Source organism: Caldisphaera sp. (assembly GCF_046536515.1).
GTDB lineage: Archaea > Thermoproteota > Thermoprotei_A > Sulfolobales > Acidilobaceae > Caldisphaera.
Map to the genome: position 1 here is coordinate 13,061 of NZ_JAWDMQ010000013.1, position 19,758 is coordinate 32,818.

General features: G+C 32.6%; 21 protein-coding genes and 2 tRNA genes. 8 read left to right on the forward strand and 15 right to left on the reverse strand.

The genetic code is table 11. The features are described 5' to 3' along the window. Nucleotides 1-562 precede the first annotated feature (562 nt). Nucleotides 563-636: transfer RNA gene (locus RXO53_RS03280), tRNA-Met, on the forward strand. On the opposite strand, the gene RXO53_RS03285 is transcribed toward RXO53_RS03280, so the two are convergent. The 3 genes from RXO53_RS03285 to RXO53_RS03295 form a co-directional block, all read right to left on the reverse strand. Next, nucleotides 618-1,247 (reverse strand): hypothetical protein, encoded by a 630-nt coding sequence (locus tag RXO53_RS03285; protein ID WP_410712836.1) that lies wholly within the window; start codon nt 1,245-1,247, stop codon nt 618-620. The two genes, RXO53_RS03280 and RXO53_RS03285, sit on opposite strands and share 19 nt — an antisense overlap. Nucleotides 1,248-1,251: 4 nt before the next feature. Further along, nucleotides 1,252-1,632, reverse strand: a complete 381-nt coding sequence (locus RXO53_RS03290; RefSeq protein ID WP_410712837.1) for a RidA family protein — start codon at nt 1,630-1,632, stop codon at nt 1,252-1,254. Between the two features lie 116 nt (nt 1,633-1,748). After that, nucleotides 1,749-2,627: an NAD(P)-dependent oxidoreductase gene (locus RXO53_RS03295; protein ID WP_410712838.1), complete on the reverse strand. Its 879-nt coding sequence runs from the start codon at nt 2,625-2,627 to the stop codon at nt 1,749-1,751. A 175-nt stretch (nt 2,628-2,802) separates the two neighbouring features. On the opposite strand from RXO53_RS03295, the gene RXO53_RS03300 reads away from it, so the two are divergent. After that, on the forward strand, nt 2,803-3,651 hold the full coding sequence (locus RXO53_RS03300; protein WP_410712839.1) for a TatD family hydrolase: 849 nt from the start codon (nt 2,803-2,805) through the stop codon (nt 3,649-3,651). Here RXO53_RS03300 and RXO53_RS03305 read toward each other — a convergent pair. After that, the gene (locus RXO53_RS03305) at nt 3,648-4,982 is read right to left on the reverse strand and encodes a vWA domain-containing protein (RefSeq protein WP_410712840.1); all 1,335 of its coding nucleotides are present in this window, start codon (nt 4,980-4,982) and stop codon (nt 3,648-3,650) included. The two genes, RXO53_RS03300 and RXO53_RS03305, sit on opposite strands and share 4 nt — an antisense overlap. 10 nt (nt 4,983-4,992) lie before the next feature. Next, entirely contained in the window at nt 4,993-6,138 is a 1,146-nt protein-coding gene (locus tag RXO53_RS03310; RefSeq protein ID WP_410712841.1) for an AAA family ATPase, read from the reverse strand. 165 nt (nt 6,139-6,303) lie between these two features. Here RXO53_RS03310 and RXO53_RS03315 point away from each other — a divergent pair, with 165 nt between their 5' ends. Then, nucleotides 6,304-6,576, forward strand: coding sequence for a hypothetical protein (locus tag RXO53_RS03315; RefSeq protein ID WP_410712842.1), 273 nt, complete (start codon nt 6,304-6,306; stop codon nt 6,574-6,576). Here the strand turns inward: RXO53_RS03315 and RXO53_RS03320 are convergent, their stop codons facing one another. The 4 genes from RXO53_RS03320 to RXO53_RS03335 form a co-directional block, all read right to left on the reverse strand. Further along, the gene (locus RXO53_RS03320; RefSeq protein ID WP_410712843.1) at nt 6,577-7,521 is read right to left on the reverse strand and encodes a 3-methyl-2-oxobutanoate dehydrogenase subunit beta; all 945 of its coding nucleotides are present in this window, start codon (nt 7,519-7,521) and stop codon (nt 6,577-6,579) included. It lies immediately after the preceding gene. Then, nucleotides 7,521-8,720, reverse strand: coding sequence for a transketolase C-terminal domain-containing protein (locus RXO53_RS03325; protein WP_410712844.1), 1,200 nt, complete (start codon nt 8,718-8,720; stop codon nt 7,521-7,523). Before RXO53_RS03325 ends, RXO53_RS03320 begins: the two co-directional genes overlap by 1 nt. Next, nucleotides 8,720-9,031, reverse strand: coding sequence for a 4Fe-4S binding protein (locus RXO53_RS03330; protein WP_410712845.1), 312 nt, complete (start codon nt 9,029-9,031; stop codon nt 8,720-8,722). Before RXO53_RS03330 ends, RXO53_RS03325 begins: the two co-directional genes overlap by 1 nt. A gap of 64 nt (nt 9,032-9,095) precedes the next feature. Further along, nucleotides 9,096-9,656, reverse strand: coding sequence for a 2-oxoacid:acceptor oxidoreductase family protein (locus RXO53_RS03335; protein ID WP_410712846.1), 561 nt, complete (start codon nt 9,654-9,656; stop codon nt 9,096-9,098). A 657-nt stretch (nt 9,657-10,313) separates the two neighbouring features. Here RXO53_RS03335 and RXO53_RS03340 point away from each other — a divergent pair. Then, a complete protein-coding gene (locus RXO53_RS03340; RefSeq protein ID WP_410712847.1) occupies nt 10,314-10,703 on the forward strand; it encodes a zinc ribbon domain-containing protein in 390 nt (129 codons plus the stop codon). 96 nt (nt 10,704-10,799) lie between these two features. Here RXO53_RS03340 and RXO53_RS03345 read toward each other — a convergent pair whose 3' ends face one another. Further along, the gene (locus tag RXO53_RS03345) at nt 10,800-12,122 is read right to left on the reverse strand and encodes a DUF1743 domain-containing protein (protein ID WP_410712848.1); all 1,323 of its coding nucleotides are present in this window, start codon (nt 12,120-12,122) and stop codon (nt 10,800-10,802) included. 16 nt (nt 12,123-12,138) lie between these two features. Beyond that, a complete protein-coding gene (locus RXO53_RS03350; RefSeq protein ID WP_292320715.1) occupies nt 12,139-12,384 on the reverse strand; it encodes an Lrp/AsnC ligand binding domain-containing protein in 246 nt (81 codons plus the stop codon). Between the two features lie 130 nt (nt 12,385-12,514). Here RXO53_RS03350 and RXO53_RS03355 point away from each other — a divergent pair. Further along, nucleotides 12,515-12,588: transfer RNA gene (locus RXO53_RS03355), tRNA-Ile, on the forward strand. A gap of 96 nt (nt 12,589-12,684) precedes the next feature. Here RXO53_RS03355 and RXO53_RS03360 read toward each other — a convergent pair. Both RXO53_RS03360 and RXO53_RS03365 read right to left on the reverse strand, forming a co-directional pair. Next, nucleotides 12,685-13,464: a PD-(D/E)XK nuclease family protein gene (locus RXO53_RS03360; protein ID WP_410712849.1), complete on the reverse strand. Its 780-nt coding sequence runs from the start codon at nt 13,462-13,464 to the stop codon at nt 12,685-12,687. A gap of 357 nt (nt 13,465-13,821) precedes the next feature. Continuing rightward, nucleotides 13,822-14,889 (reverse strand): hypothetical protein, encoded by a 1,068-nt coding sequence (locus RXO53_RS03365; RefSeq protein ID WP_410712850.1) that lies wholly within the window; start codon nt 14,887-14,889, stop codon nt 13,822-13,824. An 83-nt stretch (nt 14,890-14,972) separates the two neighbouring features. On the opposite strand from RXO53_RS03365, the gene RXO53_RS03370 reads away from it, so the two are divergent. Continuing rightward, nucleotides 14,973-15,398 carry a hypothetical protein gene (locus tag RXO53_RS03370; protein WP_410712851.1) on the forward strand — a complete coding sequence of 142 codons (426 nt, stop codon included), beginning with the start codon at nt 14,973-14,975 and terminating at the stop codon, nt 15,396-15,398. Further along, nucleotides 15,367-17,628, forward strand: a complete 2,262-nt coding sequence (locus RXO53_RS03375; protein WP_410712852.1) for a DEAD/DEAH box helicase — start codon at nt 15,367-15,369, stop codon at nt 17,626-17,628. The genes RXO53_RS03370 and RXO53_RS03375 overlap by 32 nt, the downstream gene beginning before the upstream one ends. On the opposite strand, the gene RXO53_RS03380 is transcribed toward RXO53_RS03375, so the two are convergent. Further along, nucleotides 17,625-19,043 (reverse strand): MFS transporter, encoded by a 1,419-nt coding sequence (locus tag RXO53_RS03380; RefSeq protein WP_410712853.1) that lies wholly within the window; start codon nt 19,041-19,043, stop codon nt 17,625-17,627. The genes RXO53_RS03375 and RXO53_RS03380 overlap by 4 nt on opposite strands. Before the next feature lie 159 nt (nt 19,044-19,202). Here RXO53_RS03380 and RXO53_RS03385 point away from each other — a divergent pair, with 159 nt between their 5' ends. After that, the gene (locus tag RXO53_RS03385; RefSeq protein WP_410712856.1) at nt 19,203-19,445 is read left to right on the forward strand and encodes a cytidine deaminase; all 243 of its coding nucleotides are present in this window, start codon (nt 19,203-19,205) and stop codon (nt 19,443-19,445) included. 79 nt (nt 19,446-19,524) lie between these two features. Here the strand turns inward: RXO53_RS03385 and RXO53_RS03390 are convergent. Beyond that, nucleotides 19,525-19,758: zinc ribbon domain-containing protein (locus tag RXO53_RS03390; RefSeq protein WP_410712854.1), on the reverse strand; the 234-nt coding region annotated here is incomplete at its 5' end.

Here is a 19,758-nt window from a genome sequence, read left to right on the forward strand (position 1 = left end):
TAGCATTTTTATATAAGATTTTAATAAAAAAGATATTGAATTAACACTGATAAAGCGAACGACAAGCCCCTTCTAGGGGCGGGGTAAAGTTTTTTAAGATTAGAAACTTATTAAAAATTGAGACAGTTGCTAAAGGGGTATGCGTCACTGAAATATGAGGTATGCCTCTACCCCAACTAACAAGTGTAATAAAATATGGTTTCAAGCAATCAACCCTTAAAACATGAGGAGCGGGAGCTGATTTCTCCTGATCGGCTTGGGCGATAATAGAGTAATACCCATAAAGGGGTGTAACACTTGAGACCTCAGGGAATTCCCGCTATTCAGGGCGGGGAGGAGGTCAGCCTCAGGATTTAGAGAACAAAATCCTGTAAAGAACAAGTCCAATTCTTCTATAAAGCATCACAAAATGTTTTGTTAATATAAACTCGCCTTAAGTTAATCGAAGTTATTTTGAGAAGGAATCCTTGTTATTTACGTTAATTCATAAGTGCAGAAAGTTCACTCAATCCTTATAATAGAAAATATATAAAAGCCCAACGTATAACAATGATCTATATGGAGCGGGGTAGGGCAGCCTGGTAGCCCGCGGGGCTCATAACCCCGAGGCCGGTGGTTCAAATCCACCCCCCGCTATAAATTCTTAATGCATATTTAATTAGAAAAACAAATGCTATTGCTAATAAACCTAAAATAATGTTTTTTACAATATTTATTAAAGCACTTTCATTACTTATTTTGGCCATATAATATCCTAAATATCCTAACTCAAAAAATGATATTATTAAAGATATTATTAAAGCCTGTGTCATATTAAAATTAAATAAATGTGAAGCTAAGAATGGTAATGAAATAAGAGAAGTAAAAACAAAGGCTCCGACCCCACTCCACAATGAGACATATAAAGACAAAAAATTAATTGATTTTCCATATATGCTATCCTTCAGCGATACCATAAGTGCCTTTTCTAATTCTTTTAATTCTTTTAATCTTTCATTTCTTTCAGAAAAATAAACCGAAATTATACTACTAAATATTCCCATAGTTAGGGAACTTCCTAATATACTCATCCCTAAAACTAAAGAATTTAAACTTGGCTCATAAGCTCCTACCATTACACCTAAAGATGCAAAAATTGAATCAAAAGAATTTGTTATAAACATTCTCCTTGCTATAGATCTTACTTCCTTAAAAGATTCAGCTATTATAAAAAAATTCTTTAAAAAGTTTTTAATTTTATTTAACATAAAATTATTCCCTAGATGCTATGGCTTCAATCTCTATTTGTGCGTTAACAGGCAAATCGTTTACAAATATAACAGACCTTGCTGGATATAATCCTTTAAAATATGTTGAATAAATGTTATTAAATGTAGAGAATTTTGTTGGGTCTTTCATAAAAACTGTTACCTTGACTAAATCATCAAATGATAAATTAGATGCCTCTAATATAGCCTTTAAATTTTCTAATACTCTTCTTACTTGCTCTTCGAAATCTTCGCTGACCAACTTTCCTGTTTTAGGATCTAAAGGGACTTGACCTGAAATAAATAAAAATCCATTAGATGATATACCTTGGCTATAAGGACCTACAGGCTTAGGTGCTTTATCTGTAAAAACTGCCTCTTTCAATTCCTCTCCCTATTTTTCATTAAAACTAGTGAATTAAAAAGTTTATTAAATGACTACTAACCCACCCTAAAGGGTTTTTTGATGTCTAGAGGTTACTCTTTTATGGCCACCCCACCTTAAAAGTTGAGGTTTGCTGTTTCTTTATCATTATTAACTTTTTTGTAGAATTCCGATATCTCTGCTATATCTTTATCTCCTATTTTTAGCATATTACTTAATTTAAGCACATCTAATATGTTTCTTAAAACGGGAGTATAATTTATTCCATAATCATTGAGATATTCTAAAGTCTTTTCTGCCACATATTTTCCAAGCTTAATGCTGAAAATCTCTTTATAGTTTTTATTAATCATCATGGGAAATCTAGACCTTAGTTGAACTGAATCTGCGCCTCCCATAGATAAAGCCTTTACTAACAAATCCTTATCTATTTTTAATTTATCTGCTATTTGAGATATCTCTGCTAAAAGAATGGTATTTGCTGTTAATAATAAAGTGCTTATTAGTTTTATTATATTCGCATTCTCATTGCTTTCCAAATAAATATGTTCTCCCATATCATTTAATAAGTTTTTAGATTTTTCATACAATTTCTTATTTCCACCAACATAAAATACTAATCTACCTGCCTCAGCATCAGCAGGTCCTCTTTCTATTTTTGCTGAAATATAGTTTAACCCGCTATTATTTATAAAATTAATAACATCATTTATTTCGTCATAACCCATAGTGGTCATATCTATAATGATTCCTTTATAATCTTTTAGGGCTTTTATTACATCTATAACTTCCTTACCAGTAGGCAATAATAATAATATGTAATCTGAGTCGTGAGCATCTGAAATGTTATTTAAAGGCTTAAACCCCTTCAAATCTGATAGCAATTTGTATAAGTTTTTATCAATATCAAATCCTTCAACTTCGTACCCCTTGTTAACAAGATTTTTTGCAATTCCTCTACCCATCCTGCCTAGACCAATTATAGCTACCTTCATTTTCAAACACCTTTAATTTTAAATTTTATTATAAAGCGATTATAACCTTTTTTAATTGAATGTATATAATTATTTAAAAAATATTTTATGATACAATTAATTTTATTTAATTTTCATTTATAGTTTATAACAAAACTGTAAAAATTTTAGTTTCACCAAGAATTTGGAGATAAATATGATGTTCGCCGATGCACACTCTCATATAAATCCAGTTAAAGGATTGGGATACAAAATTTCAGAAAAATTCAAATCTAATGGAGGTTGGTTTATTTCTTACGTTTCTGCATCACCATGGGATTACTTTGATAGTTTTAATGGTTTTGAATCTTATAAGAAAATGATTGATTATCAAGTCAATGAATGTAAGAAATCAAACGAAATAGGAATTAAAACCGCTTGCATAGCCGGTTTTCACCCTGAAGATATAGATATTTTGATTGATAAAATAAAGATGAGTCCAATTAGTGTTTTAAATTTAGGATTAAAAGTTATAGAATACGAGTCTAATTTATGCAAGGAAGGAATTCTCTACGGCATAGGAGAAGTTGGAAGACAACATTATAAAACCATGCCAGAAAGGGTAGCAATTTCTCAGCTTATTTTGGAAAAATCCCTTGAATATGCTAGAGACTATGATTGTATGTTACATATGCACTTAGAAAATGCTGATGTAGACACTGTGGAATTAATAGATTATAGTATTAACAAAGTTAACATAAAGGATAAGAGAAAAATAATTTTTCATCATGCAAAACCATCAATGTTAATAGAAATTAATAACCTTGGATATTCTTCTACAGTTTACGGAATTGATGAAGTTTTAAACTTTGTCCTCTATAATCTACCTCCAATTTTTATGATAGAAAGCGACTTCCCTGATAACCCCTCATATAAGAAAGTTGTGTATCCTTGGGAGCTCCCAGCTAAATTAACCGATCTTGCTAAAAAATTTAATTTAAGCGAGGAATACCTTTATAAAATCAATGTAGATAATATTAAGCAATCATATCATATAGAACCTTAAGAAAAGTCTGCAACCTCTAATGCTTCTTTTTGCTCTAATTTCTTAACTGATAAATACCTATATGAAATTGATTGTAAAAACGCATTATGCCCTTGTATCATTACAGAATGCAACCTGGAGTTTGATTTCTTTAAAAGCTTGTTTATTATTTCAGGGCTAAGCCTGTCTTCTCCATCAGTTATTAAAACTATGTCACTCGGTTTATCTTTACTGCTTGTCTTAGTTTTTTCCATATCATCAACAGCAGAAGATATTGCTCTTGTTATATCAGTACCTCCCCCCGCTTTTATCCTTGCTAAATATGACAAGACATTTAATATATCAGATGCTTTTGCATTGCTTTTAACATTTATGGGTTGATAAGGAACCGAATCAAAGAATCTAACAAAAAAGTTTCTGCCCTCATCCATAGCTTTTTTAAATAATGCAACTGCAACTGCCCTTGCCCAATCTATTTTTGAACCTACCATGCTACCGCTTTTGTCTAATAAAACGTAAATAGGTCCTTTATTTGAAGGTAAGTTTTTTTCATATAATAATAGTCTATCATTGGCAAACTCTGCATAGAATAATAAACTTGGAAATGCAAGCTGGCTATAATGTACTCTTTCTATATCCCCTCCTATTTCGATTCCTGATATCCAACCTTTTGAATAGTTTATAGTGTTTTTAGTTTTAGCATTTGTTATCATCTTCAAACCTTCTATCTTTTCTAAAATCCTTGCTACATCCGTTTCCCTTGCTAACTTCAATATTTCTTCTGCAGAGCCCTCTAATGAAAAAATACTTCCTTTACCTGCACCCATTTTTTCAGCCAGCATTTTGACTTCCTTTGCCATCTCAGCATCTTTCATGGCTGACTCGGAAGCTTTTTGTATAGCATTTTGCAGTTCTTCTGAATTATTTCCTTCATTATCAGACTCATCTTGACTACTTCCCTCTTTACCTTTATTATTTCCTTGATTAGGTGGTAATAGTTTGTTAAGTTTTTCTATAAAAGATGCTGCTGCAACTATACTTGTTATGCTGTCTGCAGATGTATATATTTTAGTTTTCCATGCAGATTCCGTTTTTAGCAAAGTAGATATAACTGTTCTTCTAAAAGCCTCCTCTTCGTCATCTTCAGGTGACCTTTCATCTGTTGATGGTATTGGAAAATAATAAGTGTAAAACAGGTCTATACCTAGATATGGAGAAATTCTTGGATCTAAGTTTTTTGCTGATAAGTCCTTTGCTGTTGCTAATATTTTTTCCCCTCTATAAAGCCTTAGCTCATCTATATTGCCTATTTCTCTATAAACACTTTCTTTCTTTTTATTTTGGTTCTCCATATTAGGTTCCTCACATATTTAATTTAATCATTATTTCTTGAGATAAGGATTCTATCATATCATTCAGTTCTTCTGCCTTCTTCCTTATTTCTTCATCTTCAACGTCTTGAACTAAATTTTGAACTTTTGACTTTGCAGCCTTTAAGTTTTTATATATTTCCAAAAGCCTTGGATCAAAAGATTGCATCTGTTGTAAACTTCTTCTAGAAGTCTTTATATTGTTTGTTATTTCTTCTAATTCCCTCATAACTCTATCCTTTGTTTTTAATTCCTCCATCAATATGGTCCCTATTTTTTCAAAATCCTCTATGTTTTTAGGGACTGTATATTTTAATACTATCAAATCTGATTCTGTTGCTTGATACCTCTTTTCCAGAAGTGCATGAGCAGCTATTGCCTTTAATATCTTGCCCTTTCTTCTATCGCTTAGCTGCAATCCCTTCTCATTTAATATCATGAACATCCTTAATAATTTGCTTTTAATGTTATTTATATCTACTTTAAACAACAATGAATTTAATGCCTTAACATTGCTTATATCCATGATTTTACTTGCTTGCATATAAACTCCTTTCTCTATATCCCAAGATGCATTGAGTAAACCTTCCCAATGTTCTTCATCAACAGGCCTAACGTTGTGTCTAAACAAAAACCTATCATAAAGTGCCTCTAGCTCAGGTTCTTCCGGGATTCTATTGCTTGCTCCCATTAAAGTCCATAATGGTACTTTTATTTCATTATAACCATCGTATAATATTCTTTCCTGCATTATGCTTAAAATGCTATTTAAAACAGCACTGTTAGCATTAAATATTTCATCTAGAAAGGCTATCTCTGCCTCAGGCAACTTGTTTTTTGTTATCCTCTTATAAATACCTCTCCTTAAGCCTGCTATATCAAGGGGTCCAAAAAGCTCGCTTGGTTCTGTAAACTTTGTTAAAAGGTATTTAAAATATTTTGCTTCTAATAAATCGGCCGACCTTCTTGCCATAGCACTTTTGGCAGTTCCAGGCTCTCCTATCAACACTACATGCTCTCCTGTTATAAGAGATAATGCTATAACCAATGCTTCTTCATGCCTTCCCACGAAAGGCTCTTCTAATGATGCTAAAAACTTGTTTGCCAAATCCAATAGATTTAATGTATCTTCGCTCAAACTACACACCTAACCTCATATCTAATTAGAACTGCAGAGGGAATAAAGGTATAGTTATATAAGGTTTAAGTTAAACTATTTTAAAGTTTTTAATTTTTATTAAAAACTTTTTTCCTGGCTTTCTTCTTATAAATCCTAGTTTACAATAATAATAGTGGTGGGATTATGGTATATAATATTCACGAAAAGTTTACAAGTTATCATTCTAAAGAGGTAATAGCAATTTTATATAACGACCCCCTTTATGAGTATCTAAAGATTATTGATCCTACAACAAAAAATGTTATAGCTAAATTTGAAATAGAAAAACCAAAAGAAGAAATTTTAGATTTAACTAATTTTATTCCAACTCTTGTTGAAAATTCTGAAGAAATTAGAGAAATAAGAAAAATAAGAAACGAAACATTAATAGAAGATAAAAGTAATGCTAGCAGCTAATTATTTATTTTCTTTTATTATTTGTGAAGCAGCATTGCTTGGATTGGATGATTTTTCTAAAACATCTATCCATTTCCATTGCCTTTCTATCTCCTCTTCCAACCCTTTAATTTTTTCTGGATCTTTCATCAATTGTGCATATCTTCCCTGGACTTTAATATATTCTATTATAGGAACTCTTTTTTCGGGTTTTCTATATAGCCTGCTAAATACGCTGACCGTTAGCTTTCCGTTTTCATATTCATAAAGTGGGAATAGACCTGTTTGAACAGCTAATTGACCCAGTTTTGCAGTAAGGCTTGGATCAAATTTCCATCCTACAGGATCTGGAGCTAAGAGGTGTATATATTTAAATCCCTTAATTTTTGCAGCCTTTCTAAGCTTATCAATAAAGTCTTGGGGGTAACCAACTGTTGCTGTAGCAACATAAGGTACATCGTGGGCTATCATTATCATAGGTATGTTTTTCTTATGCTCTTTTTTGCCAGTCCATGTAGTTGTAGTCCAAGCACCATAAGGAGTTAAACTGCTCCTCTGGATCCCTGTGTTCATGTAAGCCTCGTTATCAGCACAAATATAAATTATATTATCGTTCCTCTCTGCTGCGCCGCTCATAGCTTGAAAGCCTATATCCCCTGTACCACCATCTCCGGCCCACACAATTACAGTTGTGTCTTTACCTTGGGATTCGAAAGCAGCTTGCATTCCAGATGCCGCGCTTGCAGCACTTGCAAAAACTATGTTTAATATGGGAAAATTAATACCGCTCTTTGGTGTATACCCCTGAATTACGCTGCTACAACCTGCTGGAATTACTAATACAACATTATCTCCTAATGCCATCTTAACATATCTTAATCCCATAGTTTCGGGGCATCCTGGACAGGCAGCATTACCTGGCATACCATATCTTACTCTAGGAAAATCTGATAACCTAACGGGCATTATGAGGCCACCTCCTCTACCTTAACATTCCTATATTTCATTGGGAACAACCACTTAATTGGATCATAAACCTTACCATTTTCTTCTACTTTATTAACAAAGTCTATCATCTCGTTTGCAAAATCTTCCGGCAAAACATCTACTCCTCCAAGCCCTGCTATTACCCCCCTTATATTAGTCATTCCATAAAGTGTTGAAGATAGCTCAGTAAACAGTTGGCCGGTATTTCCAAAAGATATGCTCCTATCGAAAACTAACACTCCTTTCTTATTATATAGTTTTTCTCTTAAAATTTCAGCAGGCCATGGTCTTATAAATCTAATTCTTGCTATTCCAGCATTAATACCTTTTTCTCTTAAAATTTTTATGGCTTCTTTTGCATCGCCAGCCCAGCTTCCCATTAATACCATTACATAATCAGCATCATCGCATTTATAACATTCTACAAGCCCTCCATAATATCTACCAAATGCCTTTCCGTAGCTTTGATCAACTTCCTCAATCACTTTCTTAGCTGCTTCTTGACCTACTTGAATAGAATATCTCATCATATAATAATCATCATCGCTTGTCATGTTTCCCATAGCTATTTTTGATTCTGGTGTAATAACATATGGTTGCATTCTTGGAGGTAACCAATTATCTATATCTTTTTGATCAGGAACATTTACCGGGGCAACGGTGTGCGTTAAAATAAATCCATCTAGACCAACAATAACAGGTAAATAAACTCTTGGATCTTCACTAATCCTAAATGCTTGTATTGTCATGTCTAAAACTTCCTGGTTTTCTTGGGCAATACCTATTATCCAACCTGTATCCCTTTGATCTACAATATCGCTGTGCTCTACATGTATATTCCAAGGAGCACCAATGGCTCTTGCTGCAACTGCCATAACCACTGGTATTCTTGCAGAGGCTGTCCACCATAACACTTCATGCATATATAGTAACCCATGACTTGCTGTTGCTGTAAAAGATCTAGATCCTGCAGCTGCTGCACCCAATGTTGCAGCTAAGGCGCTGTGCTCACTTTCAACCCTTATCATTTTTGCTTCAAGCTCTCCTTTCTCTATCATTTCTGATAGCTTCTCTACTATTGTAGTTTGAGGTGTTATTGGATAAGCTGATGTTACTTTAATCCTAGCTAGCTTAGCTGCTTCCGCTACCGCATAATTTCCTGTTAAAGTTTTAATCATTAATTCTCACCCGTTTTTACTTCAGGAACCATTTCTATTGCATTAACTGGACATACTGCAGCACAGATACCACATCCTTTACAATAATCATAATCAACATAAACCATATCATCTTGCCTCCTTAAAATAGTGTCTTCGGGACAATATAACCAACAATATAAGCACTTTGTACATTTCTCTTCATTTATTATAGGTCTTTCGGTTCTCCATGAACCTGTTTTACCTGAAGATCCAAAATCTGGCCTAGATATCGGGACAGCAAAATATGTTTCAGCCTCTTTTATTATCAAGGTAGAGTTCTCTTGTGTCATACCCTACACCCCTTTATGTATACCAAATTAAACTTAAATAAGCTAAATATATAAAAATAGAAATTCAATATAAACCACCACATAATGAGGTCTCTTTGTATGCATCTAGCGCTGCAGCAGCATTTGCTTTAGCTATGTTTGGCGATGAAAATTGTTCAGCAATAGCATTGCTTATTGAGTCTATAGAAACTATACCTAAAGCTTTTGAAACTGCTCCCAATATTGCAGTATTTACAGTAGGCCATCCACTAATAACTAAGTTATGGTTTTTAGCTATTTTTGTTGCATCAACACAAAACGTTTTTACATTATCTAAAGGGTTGTTAACCGGGGAGTTAACAATTGCAATTCCGTTGGGTTTTAAACCGGCCAAAACATTTACCATTTTAATGAGTTCATAATCCAAAACTACTACTGCATCAGGATTTCTTACTTGACTATGTTTTTCTATGGGTTTATCAGAAATTCTCGAATAAACTTCTACTGGAGCACCTCTCCTTTCGGCACCAAAACTTGGAATTGCTTGAGCATATTTACCTTCTAAAACAGCTGCTCTAGCTAATATTGTTGCTGCTGTAACTGCTCCTTCTCCGCCTCTTCCATGAAACCTAAGCTCTAGATACATACACACACCCTTGCATTCCAATATCTATTTTGTAAGGGAGGTTTATATTTTAGAGTTAAAAGGTGGGATGCAGAGGAAACAGAGGGGTGCTTTTTAGTAACAAATGTCAAAGATAAGCTATTAAATTAGCAACTGTTTCTTATTTAATATAAATCACTTAGTTAAATAATTATATGTTATAATTTGCTAGTTTTTATTTATTAAATTTAGTGATTGTATATTTATTTTAATATAGTTTACTGTAAAACTATGGTTAATAATTTATATTAAGAAGGGGTTCACCCCTCTGTTTCAACTAGAAACCTTTTAACAATATAAATTTTCATAGATCTACCATTATACAAACTACATTAATATAAAATTAAATCTAAACAGTAGTTACAGTTTTTCCATAAGAAACAGAGGGGGTTAGGACTTCTGTTTTCCATAAGAAACAGAGGGGTTGTTAACCGGGGAGTTAACATATCATATAAAATTTTACAACTGAAAGCCTTGCATTATAGACAATTAGCTGAAAGGCTTCAGAAAAGGCATTCCTATCCTAAATACAATGCTTGACTTAGGAGAGGAGGTATTAGGAAAAGGGTAAGATACTTTTATGGAAAGGCTAGGAACATTATAGATGATTGGGCTAAGAAGATATCCCATACAATTGTATTGCTAGCAAAACAACATCAACATGCTGTTGTTAGAGAAGACTTGACAAACTTAGTAGAGGCTCTCAGGAAACTACCCAAGGAGCACAAAACTGCATTGCTAATACTAGGTTATAGAAGGTTAGAATATTGGATTGACTGGCAGAGCAAAAAGCATGGAGTACCATCAATTGTTATCAATCCTAAAGGTACATCGTCAATATGCCCAATATGTGGCTCTAAGCTTGTAGAGGTTAATTATAGGAGATTTAAATGTACTAAATGTGGCTTTGAGGCTAATAGGGATAAAATAAGAATATTAAACATTGAAAAGAAAGCATACAAAAAGATGGGGGGATCTCTGACCACCCCGACTGCCCCTCAGATGACAGATGTAATCCCGAACAGATGAGGGGAACCGGTAAACTACCCCGCCCTCACGGACGGGGTCTCTGGTGCTGACCGATGAACCCCCTAAAAGGAACCTTCAGGGCGGGGAGAAGGTCAGTTATTGATTAGAATATATCTTGAATATTTGGTTCAAATCTATATAATTAAAATTTGTTAGTATAGGAAGTATTGTATACTTTTCTTTTTGTAAATGCATTAATTCTCCTGTTTCTGGCATATATATTCCAGGCAATAACTTTCTGTTCATTTTTATTTCAATTTTATCAGTCTGTTTTGTTATAAAACCACATTTTTCACACCTATAACCTTTATTATGTCCCAAACTTTTCATTCTGTTACCACATAGTGGGCATCTAGGAGAAAGTGTTTTTTTAATTTGATTTACATAAATTACTTCCATAGAATAAGCTGATATAGTTGGGTTCGAATTATAAAAATATGGCCTTACAGATCCTTGAACTTTAATATAATCACCTTTAGCAAGTAATTTAGCTGCTTCGTTTAAAGGTCCTGTATCTTTATATAAAGAAATATCAAAAATTCCATATTTTGTATTTATTGAAACAATTACATGTCCTTTCGGTAAAACCTTTATATTTAAGACATAACCTTCAATTTCTACATTTCTATATGGGTATGGAAATAAATCATTAAACAATCCATAACTTGTATGTTGATTACTTCTAAACAATAAAGCGAAATGGGGGGTTTCACATAAAGAATATTCATACTTCCAAAGAAGTTTTTCACAACTTCCTCTAAATCCAGAGAGTATGGGGTCGGGGCCGTTAGGTTTTACAGATGTTCTCTCTTTTATATAATCATAATTATTTATACTGCAACCAGGTAAGCTTTTTTCTATTTTTAAAACCATATCGTCTCTAACACACCTTTCTTTATCCCAATTATCAGGAATTCTGTAAAAAATAAGTTCAAATGTATATGGTTCATATAATCCTAAAGATCCTTGGGCTGCTGTTGCTCCGATTAATCCTTTACCTCCATAATATAATGCCTTATTCTTTTCTAAGATATTTATTGCTTCGTCTAATAAAACAACATCAGATAATGCTTTTTTATAAAAATTTTTAAAATTATCTTCTTCCCAAACTTTACCCTGAGTTACAACAATACCAGGTTTTTTATTAGGTGATGGAGGTCTGGGATTTATGTATTCTTCGACTAAATTTTTAGCTATTTCAAAAATTTCATCAGGATTGTTATAAATAAATCTTAAAGCTGTTGAAGCATTACCTCTGGTTTTCCAAGGTATTCCGGGGTTTAATCTTACTAACAATGGGTAATCTATTAATTTTATTTTGTTTTTAATTTCATAAAGAAAAATTCCAGTAAAGTGGGTTGTACACCCACCATACTGGCTATCTATATCATCAAAAGAAATTGTAATTATGTTATCCATTACTTTTTCATCTAAACTATCTTTTTTCTTTGCTTATAACAACTATACTTGTTAAGGTGCTTTTTACACCATCAAGTCTCCTTATTTTATCAGTTATTAGCCCTCTTAGCTTATCCATGCTTTCTGCTTCAACAAAAGCTATTATATCATGTATTCCGTAGACCATGTAAACTTTTTTAACCTCTTGCATTTCGTTTAACTTATTAAATATATCGTTTTCCTTACCGACATCTGTATTTATCATAACAATAGCTTCTGACACTTCCCCACCACCAACTCAATATTATATTAGGTTGCCTGATATATTTTAATCTTTATGCTGATTTTTATTATGATAAGAGTTAAAAACCTGCAAAAGAATTAATAAACCAACAAAATATAGAAAATATTGAGGGCCCGTAGCTCAGCTAGGTAGAGCGCCCGGCTCATAACCGGGCGGTCCGGGGTTCGAATCCCCGCGGGCCCACGTTAAAATTATCATAATATCATTTTGTAAAAGTTTATTTATAAAAATAGCAATAAATATAAACAACAAGAGAGAAAGGCTTGCTTTTTATTTTTATTAAGTTTCTTTATACAATATAATTCCAAACCTGTTTATATCTTCTAATGCTCTATCATCCACATATGGTGATATTATAATTAACTTAGGTTTGATGTTTGTTATCTTTTCATAAAATTTAGCTTTTCTCCAAAATTCTATTACATCTCCTCTTGATATACTTGACTTAATCTCTATTAGTATATGCTCTCCATCTTTTATTAACATATCTACCTCTATCACGCTTGGATATCCATAAACTTCTCCAGAATCATCCCTATATACCCATTTTTCAACCTTTCCAGCTCCTAATATTTTTTCAACTACCCCTTTCATACCGTTTCTAAAAGCTTGCTCAGAAACTATTCCCCATCTAGCTCCTAAGGCGTCTAAACGCCTACTGAATGATGCAAAAATATTATTAAAATCCATCCTTAGCTGTTTTAATTCATTCTCTATAGCTTCAAATCTCTTATTAGCTTCCTCCCACTTCTTATTATTTTCCTCCCAACGTTTGTTGTTTTCCTCCCACTTCTTATTATTTTCCTCCCAACGTTTGTTCTCAAGTTCAATAAACTGTTTTAATTCATTCTCTATAGCTTCAAATCTCTTATTAGCTTCCTCCCACTTCTTATTATTTTCCTCCCAACGTTTGTTCTCAAGTTCAATAAACCTATTGAAATCTTCTCTAAGTTGTTTTAATTCTTTTAATATGCTATCCAAGCCTAAAAAACCAGCCACTGTATAACGGAATTCTTCATCTTCTCTAAGTAATCTCAAAAATTCTTCTTTAATTGCCATCGTTCCCTATTTATATGTTATTAAAAAAGCTTATAAGTTTAAACTCAAAGCAGTATTTTTAAAAAATTAATTAATAAATAATACTTTAACATTAATGGAAAATATACAATTGAACAACTCATGGAAAAGATTAAAAGAAAATTAAGCAAAGGTATTTAAACTACCCTGCCCTTATGGATGGGTACGCTTCTACCCAAACTAACATCTCTAATAAGGGCATATTCCCTCTGCTCAATTTTTAAAAAATGAGAGTAATAGTTGACTTTACTCCCACAATATCAGGAGGTAAAAGAGTAGCCATAAAAGTGTAATCCTTTAGACATCAAAGAACTCTTCAGGGTAGAGAGGAGATTAGTACTAATATTTTATTCCATTAATAACAGATAAAATAAAGTTTAAATCAGATCCCAATTTTATTATATCATTAATCTCTAAGTTAACCGATAAATACTTATACCAAAACCACTTAGGTATGTTGTTTAAAACATTAACCATGTCGATTGATTTTCTATATTTATATGTAAACGTAAATAATTTCCTAGATAGTATGGAATCATTAACTATTTTCTTTGATAGTTTTAGGTAATAATTTTTTACATCATTGATCTCTAAGGCGTATTTTACTATGGCATCGGATAAAGCATAAGATGACTCTATTGCAGGTCTATTACCTTCCCCACTTATTGCTAGAACAAGCCCGGCAGCCTCTCCCACATAAAACATATTATCGGAATAATGTTTATATTGAGAAAAAACATCAAGGGGTGCCGCTTTTACATCTATTATTTCAAAGTTTTTTAGATTTAATTTTGCATATTCTATAATTGATTTGCTAAGCGCCTCATCATTCCATAAATTTACAAATCCACCTCCTGTGTTAACCAATCTCCCGTCGTTGTCCGCTGGAAAAATCCAATAAAGCCCTCCCTCGTTGGGTCTAAAATCTAATATAACATGGTTTGGATCCCATTCAGTCTTTAAAATATATCTTTTAACTAATATCTTGTTTTTTAAGCTCCCAGAAAAAGGACCTCTTGCATCAACAGTTATAATCCCTCTTTCATTTTTCCAATTCCTATAAATTACCTCTACGCCATTGGATATAGAAGATTCCCTTAAATATTGAACAAATTTAGACTTATTTACTATATACCAAGGAGAGGAACCCCCAAAATTAATATTAGCCTTTTCTTTATTGTTAACATATATGCTAAAATAATTCGGAATAGTAACTATAGAATCTGATTTCTTTATAAGGTTTAATGTATTTTTAGTCCCTGTTATTTGTTCTCCGCATGCTTTATTATATTTTTTAATAGGGTCATACGCTGTAATTTTAAATCCTTTATTTGATAAAGCGTACGCTAGAGTTGAGCCCGAAACACCTAGGCCTGCTATTATTAAATCTTTCAATATCTCTACCAAATATCAATTTTATAGGAACCTTTTAAAGTATTGTTAATAAATCTTAATAGCCTTAAAAAAGATTAATAAATTAGAGGATTAATATGAGTAAGTTTAGGTTAGAAGTTGAATCAACTAAAAGCAAAACAGGCCTTCATGCTATTAGAAAGATAATAGTCGTATTTAGAAAAGGGAAGGAGGAAATAATCAATGAACCTTTGATAGAAGGTAAAGGTACTTATAAAATAGGTAAATCAGGTTATGCAAGTTTAAATTTGGAGCCAAACGAATATATAGTTCACATAATTTTAGTTAGAAATTTAAAGAACAGAGTTAAGGGAAGATTTAAGGTATATAATTATGAAGGACAAGAAATGCTAGAAGTAAAATATGAGAAGCTTAAGATAAGAAGGTCGTGGGGCGATAAGAATCTTTCTTGGCTTATAGATAGAAGTATTGAGCTAGTTAATTTATCAAATTATGTGAGGCATAAAAACTATGGAACAGGACATACAGCCAAACCTTCTTGATTTATTAAATATTTTAAATGAAATAGTTAAGAATCAAAACTCTAAGATTTCATATGTTTATAATGAAAGCTATGGATATCCGGATTTAGGATCGAATATTAAAGACATGAATTTATCTGAAGAACTAAAAAAGGCTTTAATAAATTATGGTATAATAAAATTGTATAAGTTCCAACAAGAAGCAATTGAATCGATATTAAATAATAATGATACAATTATTTCAGCAGGCACTGCAACAGGAAAGACTGAGGCTTTTTTAATTCCAATACTTAATATATTAAACAAAAGTCAAGAAAAGGCCTTGTTTATCTATCCAACAAAGAGCTTGGAAAGGGATCAAATCTCAAGGATATCCAGCTTATCAAAGGAATTAAGAATAAGTTTTGGGATTATAGATGGAGATACACCAGCAAAAGAAAGAGCTGAAATTTATAAAAATACACCTCAAATATTGATAAGCAATCCAGATATGATTCATCTAGGCATAGCTCTCTCGTCAGAATTTAGGAATGCTTTAAAAAATTTGAAATTTATTGTGATAGATGAAATGCATACTTATAAGGGCATTTTCGGTTCCCATATGAAATGGATATTATATAGGTTGTCCAAGCTTTCAAAAGAAGATGTTTTATTTATAGGTTCGGGTGCAACTATAGGAAATCCTGAAGAAATGGGAGAAAGACTTTTTGGAAGGAAGGTTAAAGTAATATATGGTCCTAAGAGAAGAAAAGGGACAGCCCTCCACGTCTTTATAGACCATGGTTATATGAGTAGGTGGACTTTTTCTTCATACATAATTTCTTCTTTAATAAAGAGAGGATTAAAAGTATTAGCATTTACAGATTCCCAACAAATGAGCGAATTAATTTCAAAAATATCAAGAAAAAATTATAATACAAAAGTGCTAGTGCACAGGGCTGGGTTAAGCGCTGAAACGAGGAAAAAAGTAGAAAATGATATAAAGGAAGGTTTAGTAAAAGGAGTAGTTTCAACGCCTACGCTTGAATTAGGTATTGATATTGGAGATCTAGATGCAATAGTTATGACTTCCCTACCTAAGAGCTATTCAAGTTATTTACAAAGGGCAGGGAGGGCGGGAAGGAGGGGAAATCCTGGGGTAGTAATAACAATAATGGGCGATGATCCTATAGAATCTTTTTATTTAAACAATCCTGAAAAATATTTCTCTCAAGAACCAGATCCAGGATATATAGAGCCTGGAAATAAAGAGATATTAAAGCTACATTTTATTTCATATTTATTACAAAAAGGATTTATCAAAAAAGATGATATGCCTGAAGAGTTTTTAGATGTTTTAAATGAATTATTACAAAAAGGATTTATAACAGAAGTCCATAATATATATCATCCAAATTGGAAGGAAAGCAGAAACTTCGTTTTAAATAGTTCTATAAGATCATTAGGACCTATAGTTAAGATATATTATAAAAACAAAAACATAGGGTATAGAGAGATGCCTCAAGCTATGTACGAGCTTCATCCTAATGCTGTATATTATCATTCGGGGGAAGTATATTTATCAATAAAGCTTGATATAGACTCTTACAGAGCTGAAGTTATAAAACTAAATAATGATATCCATTTCTATACAAAGCCTTTATATAATATAGATGTAATAGAAGTAATACCAAAAGAGAAAAGAGTTGCCGGTATAATACCTATAACATACGGAGATTTGCATATAATGATAGAAGTTGAAGGATATGTGGTTAAAGACGAATATTCTGGTACTATTATATCTACTTCTTATTATGAAAGGCCTTTAAGATGGGATTATTGGACTAAAGGGATATTAACAAAATATCCAGAACTAATGTTTGAAAGTGGAGAAAAGAAAATAAGTAGCTATCATGCATTAGAGCATGTTTTAATTTCAGCATCTAGACCAATAATAGGAGCATCGGATACAGACTTAGGTGGAATAAGCTATCCTTCAGGTCATATAGTTATTTATGATTCATCGATAGGAGGTCATGGCGGTTCAAAGCTTGTTTTTGATAGATTTGAAAGGATTGAGGAATTAGCTTTAAAAATAGTTTCTTCTTGTAATTGTGAAGACGGTTGCCCCAGATGCGTTTTTTCTCCCTATTGCGGGAACAACAATCAATACTTATCAAGAAGAGGAGCTTTATCGCTTTTAAAATATATTATTGAAAATAAAGAAATAAAAAACGAAGAAGGAAAACCCTTAGGAAAACCTATAGCTTAAGCTGATATAGGTTTTTCATAAATTTCCAATTTTTCTTTGCTTACCTCTTCTAGGCTTTTCATTTTAGGTTCAGGTACTAATAGAACAGTTATTATAAATCCTAAAGCGCTTACTACAGCAAGCATTGCTAATATTGGTTTTAATCCATAGAATTTCAGCAAAAACGGGAATAGAAAAGTAGTTATTGCAGCACCAAGTTTTCCGGAAGCAGCTGAAATACCATGACCTGTAGTTCTATACCTAACTGGATATAATTCTGAAGGTAAGACGAATGTAGTAGTATTTGGACCAAAGTTTATGAATAGGAATGTTAATCCAAACAATATATATGCTAATTCGCTTGGTATTAAAAACCCAGCAATTTTTGTTCCGGAAGCAATAATAGATGCTGATATAACAGCGTAAAGAATTGACATCATTGCAAAACCCATTGACTGTATAAACTTCCTACCTATTTTATCTATGAAAGCCGCTGCTATGAAATAACCTGGAATACCTATTAATAAAGGAATACCTGCCCTTAAAACATCAGCCTGTAAACCCTTTGATCCGCCTAGTATAGCTAAAGTAATTGGTGATGAAAACACACCTGTACCATATAAGGCTATATCCAGGAAGAACCATGGTAATGAAGTTCCTAGCAATAATAAACCATAATTTCTTAAAAATTCAGTTATGCTGTAATTTTTAGACTTCACTTGAGTTGTTGTAATGTTTCCTCCAACAAAGCTTGCCGCTTTTAACGCTTCTTCTTTGTCATGCTTTACTAATAAGCTATATCTAGGTGTTTCTGGTATTTTTCTTCTATAATAGATAACTAAAGCCGGCGGTATTGCACCAAAGCCCGCTAATATCCTCCAAGCTATCGATGCTGGAAATAAATATACCGATATCAATCCTACTATTACAGCGATTCCATACCCTATTCCCTGGAAGGCAAAGACCAGCGAAACCATTTTTCCTCTATCTTTTTTTGGTGAATACTCGCTCATTATTGTTGATGATATTGGGTAGTCTCCTCCTATACCGAAACCCATTAAAAATCTAGAAGCTAATAACCAATATATATTGGGTGAAAAGGCGCTCATTAATGCTCCAATTGCTAATATTGTGGCTTCAACTCCATAAACTTTCTTTCTACCAACAATATCTGCAATTCTACCGAAAGTTAATTGGCCTAATATAGCTGTTATTATTGCTGATGAAGCAAGCAAAGACTCATAATAAGCTGTTACTGGAAACGATGGGGATGCAATCTTGTTTAATATAACTAGGATAATACCAATAACAAATAAATCATAGGCATCTGTAAAGAATCCCATACCAGCTGTAAACCAAACTTTTAAATGGCTTATGTTAGTTTTTGTATTATCTATATTTCCAAACGGATTGTGATTGCTCATGTTTTTTCCCATGTGTCTATATCATAAAACGTATTTATAAATATTTCTAAAGAACCTATAGATTTCTATATAATCTATATAGAATGCATATAAATTAAAGTAGGAAATACGGAAACTGTGAGAAACATGGAAAATGTACCAGAAGATATGGTAAATTTGGCAAGATAAATAATTAGAAATTCTTATGCGCCCTATTCTAAATATAATGTTGCTTCTGTTGTAAGAACTGATAATAATAATGTTTACTGGGGGGTTAACATTGAAAATGCCAGTTACGGCTTGACTATATGCGCTGAAAGGGTAGCAATTTTTAATGCAATATCTCATGGAGAAAAGAAAGTAAAAGAAATATTGATTGCCGTAAATAGTAAGGAACCAGCTATTCCATGTGGTGCATGCCTTCAAGTGCTCTGACCTCCTCCCCGCCCTGAAGGGCGAGTTTCCTGAGGTCTTAAGGGTTACACCCCTTTTACGGGTGCTACTCTGTTATGTTCTACAATAAAAGATAGGGGTTTTTTATTGTTGATAAGACTTTACCTGTTGCTTTCTTTAATATGTTTAAAGCTCCATTTAAATCAGAATGAAGTTTATGTTTTAATGGACAACTAATGACTCCTCTAGGATTTCTTTTAACTTCTAAGTTATAATAAGCACAATACTTTGAGGTATTATATTCTATAACTTCATATACTTTAATGCCATATTCTTGTGCTTTAAGTTCAATTGC